Source organism: Mycobacterium sp. (assembly GCF_049647605.1).
GTDB lineage: Bacteria > Actinomycetota > Actinomycetes > Mycobacteriales > Mycobacteriaceae > Mycobacterium.
Map to the genome: position 1 here is coordinate 1 of NZ_JBARXZ010000110.1, position 3,361 is coordinate 3,361.

At 68.1% G+C, this 3,361-nt stretch carries 4 protein-coding genes; 2 read left to right on the forward strand and 2 right to left on the reverse strand.

Features of this window, described 5'->3' with window-relative positions:
- Together WBB07_RS14260 and WBB07_RS14265 are read left to right on the forward strand one after the other, a co-directional pair.
- Positions 1–831 (forward strand): DUF4328 domain-containing protein (locus tag WBB07_RS14260; RefSeq protein WP_526308723.1); only part of this gene is annotated, 831 nt, incomplete at its 5' end.
- 4 nt (positions 832–835) lie between these two features.
- The gene (locus tag WBB07_RS14265) at positions 836–1,678 is read left to right on the forward strand and encodes a glycerophosphodiester phosphodiesterase (RefSeq protein ID WP_526308725.1); all 843 of its coding nucleotides are present in this window, start codon (positions 836–838) and stop codon (positions 1,676–1,678) included.
- Here the strand turns inward: WBB07_RS14265 and WBB07_RS14270 are convergent.
- Positions 1,675–2,220 carry a ferritin gene (locus WBB07_RS14270; protein WP_526308729.1) on the reverse strand — a complete coding sequence of 182 codons (546 nt, stop codon included), beginning with the start codon at positions 2,218–2,220 and terminating at the stop codon, positions 1,675–1,677. The genes WBB07_RS14265 and WBB07_RS14270 overlap by 4 nt on opposite strands.
- A 133-nt stretch (positions 2,221–2,353) precedes the next feature.
- Positions 2,354–3,361: LCP family protein (locus WBB07_RS14275; protein ID WP_526308727.1), on the reverse strand; the 1,008-nt coding region annotated here is incomplete at its 5' end.

Consider the following 3,361-nt stretch of genomic DNA (forward strand, 5'->3'; position numbering starts at 1 on the left):
CCCCATCGACTCCGCCGGCCACTCGGCCCTACCCCGCGGTACGGCTTCATCCCGCGGTGGGGGCTCTTCGATCAGGTCGCACCTCAGGCTGCCGCGGAGGCGCCGGTCCGTTCGGGCCCGTCTGCCGCCGTGATCCGCGCGACGCTGTACACCGCCGCCGGGGTGATGCTCGCCGCCGCCCTGATCCACGCCCTCCGCTACCTGCTGCTGGTCATCAACCGCACCACGCTGTTGCCCTCCGGGGTGGCTCTGGTGGCGGTGTGGCTGGGTGTCCTGCTCAGCGTTGCGGTGCTGTTCGCCGTCATCGGTGCGGCAGTGGTCATGACGGGGTGGCTGATCGGGCGGCGGGCTGCGGTCTTCGCCCACCGTGGCCAGGACGATCCGCGGTCGGTGCGGGCGCTGTGGGCGGGCTGCCTGACCCCGGTGGTCAACCTGGTGTGGGCGCCGGTGTTCGTGGTCGAAACAGCCACCGTCGAGGGCAACTACACGCGAATGCGTAAGCCGATCCTGGTCTGGTCGGTGTTGTGGGTGCTGTGTACAGGTGTGTCGGTTTTTGCGATTGCCACCAGCTTCACCACCGATGCCCAGGGCATCGCCGACAACACGGTGACGGCCACACTGGCCTATCTCCTGGCCGCCGCCACGACCGTTGCGCTGGCGCGGCTGTACTTCGGATTCGAGCGCAAACCGGTGGAGCGTCCGGCGCATCGCTGGGTGGTGGTGCCGGAGGGTGCCTCGATACCGGGTGGCGGTGAGCAGGGCGCTGACCAGCGACGCGAGAAAGAATCCGATGTTGCGGTTGAGCCGGACCGCCGGGAGCCTGCAGCATAGCCCTATGAAGTCGGGTGGGGAGGCGTACCCGGAACTGCCAGGACGGCGGCATCCGTTTGTAGTGGCTCATCGGGGCGCGTCGGCGGATCGGCCGGAGCACACCCTGGCGGCGTACGAACTTGCCCTGCAAGAGGGCGCCGACGGGGTCGAGTGCGATGTCCGGCTGACCCAGGATGGCCACCTGGTGTGTGTGCACGACCGCCGGGTTGATCGCACCGCCACCGGAACGGGGCTGGTGAGTGAGTTGACGTTGGCGCAGTTGCGCAGTTTCGACTACGGCCGCTGGCACGGTAGTTGGCGAGCAGACGGCAGTGCCGGAGATACCGGGCTGCTGACACTCGACGAACTGGTCTCGCTGGTGCTGGACTGGCATCGCCCGGTGAAGCTGTTCATCGAGACCAAGCACCCGGTGCGTTACGGCGCACTGGTCGAGAGCAAGGTCCTGGCGCTGCTGCATCGCTACGGCATCGCGGCGCCGGCCTCGGCGGACCGGTCGCGCGCGGTGGTGATGTCCTTCTCGGCGGCCGCGGTATGGCGGATCCGCCGGGCCGCGCCACTGTTGCCGACGGTGCTCCTGGGCGAGACCTCACGCTTCCTCGGCGGCAGCGCAGCGACGACGGTCGGCGCCACCGCCGTCGGCCCGTCGATCGCGACCCTGCGCGAATATCCCGAGCTGGTGGACCGGGCTGCCGCGCAGGGGCGCGCGTTGTACTGCTGGACCGTCGACCACTACGAGGACGTCGGATTCTGTCGCGATGCCGGGGTGGCGTGGATCGCCACCAACCACCCCGGTCGGACAAAGGCCTGGCTGGAAGACGGGCTCAACGGAGCCGACCAGGACGGTTAGAGCGCGCCGCCGGCCGCGGCGGGCGCGGTCGCGTCGGGGCCGCTCGCCGGCATCTCCCGAGCCACAAAATCTTCGAGGTGGAACAGATTGTCGCCGGCACGGTCGGCGATGCGCAGCAGCGTCGTCATGGTTGCGACCTCTTCGACCTGCTCCTTGAGGAACCACTGCATGAACTGTTCGCCCAGGTAGTCGTGCTCGTCACGGGCCGCGGCGGCCAGCGTGCTGATCTGGTCGGTCACCGCGCGCTCCTGGTCCAGCGCCAAAGCGATGACTTCTCTGGGTGAGGAGAATTGGTTGCGGACGGCATCGATTCCTGTGATGTCGGCGCGCACGCCGCGGTCCAGCAGGTAGCGCACCAGCATCATGGCGTGATTGCGCTCCTCGACCGCTTGCCGGTAGAAGAAGCCGGCGAGCTGGGGCAGGTCGGCGTCATCGCAGTAAACCGCGATGGCAAGGTATTGCTGCGACGCGGTGAACTCATTGCGGACCTGGTCCGTGACGAGGGCGTTGAACTTGGTATCGAGTGCATCGTTGTTCAGCATGGACGCCACAATATCGCAGGTCAGGGGCGATTTCATCAAAGGTGACCCTTAGTCAGGCCAGGTTTCCCTCAGTGAAGTCAGCCTAAGGCAGTGACTTGGTTCACACTATTTGTGGAGTTTGCCAGAGAGCGGTTCACGGCTGGCCGTCCAACGCCGACTGCGGGATCGGGCCATCGGTGGCCAGCGAGTTGAACAGCGCCCCGGCAACCGGCTCATCCCAGATCACCACGGACCCCGAGCCATTCGAGGTGTACTCGCCGATCGGAACCGTCAGCGTCGTAGCGCTCCGAAGCGACCAGCCGAGGCGGGCCAGATCCCAGATGTGGTCGTTGTCGTCGACGCTCAGGGCGGCTACGGCGGCGCGCGGGACGGAGTACCAGCGCCACGGGTTCAGCCATACCGCCGGTTCGGAGGCGCGCTCCAGCAGTGCCGACATGAACAGCCGCTGATTGGCCATGCGGTCCAGGTCGGCGCGGGCGGTGGCGCGGCTGCGGACGTATCCCAGCGCGGTGGGCCCGTCGAGCGGCTGGCAGCCGGCCGGCAGATCGATCCCGGCGAGCGGATCGCTGATGGGTTCGGCTGGACACACCGTGACCTCGCCGAGGGCGTCCACCATCCCGGCGAAACCGTCGAAACCGATCTCGGCGTAATGGTCGATACGCAGGCCGGTCGCCTGCTCCACCGTCTGGGTCAACAGTGCCGGCCCGCCCAGGGCAAACGCGGCGTTGATCTTGTCGCTGCCGTACCCCGGGATGGGCACATAGGAATCGCGTGGCAGCGAGACCATGGTGGTCGGCGCGCTCGACCCCAGCCCCGGTAGGTGGACCAGCAAGATGGTGTCGGTACGGCCGTTGCCGACATCGCCGCCGGTGGCCAGCGTCGCCTGTTGCTCGGGGGACAGGTTCGCTCGGCTGTCGGAGCCGACCAGGAGCCAGTTGGTGCCGCTCGCGGCGCTGGGCCGATCGGGATAGTCGGCGAGTGCCGGGATGCGGTGCAGCGAGGTGTCCACCCAGACGCCGACGCCGACAACGCCGAGGACGCACAGCAGCAGCAACGTCATCAGCAGCCGGATGACCGGAATCCGGCGTCGCCGGCGGGGGCGGCTGGTTTCCGGCGGTGGGGCTGCGGCCGGGCGGGGAGG

What these genes read in the sequence shown, in the direction of transcription:
- WBB07_RS14265 (WP_526308725.1), top strand. Translation starts at nt 836, where the DNA reads ATGAAGTCGGGTGGGGAGGCGTACCCGGAACTGCCAGGACGGCGGCAT.
- WBB07_RS14270 (WP_526308729.1), bottom strand. Translation starts at nt 2,220, where the DNA reads ATGCTGAACAACGATGCACTCGATACCAAGTTCAACGCCCTCGTCACG.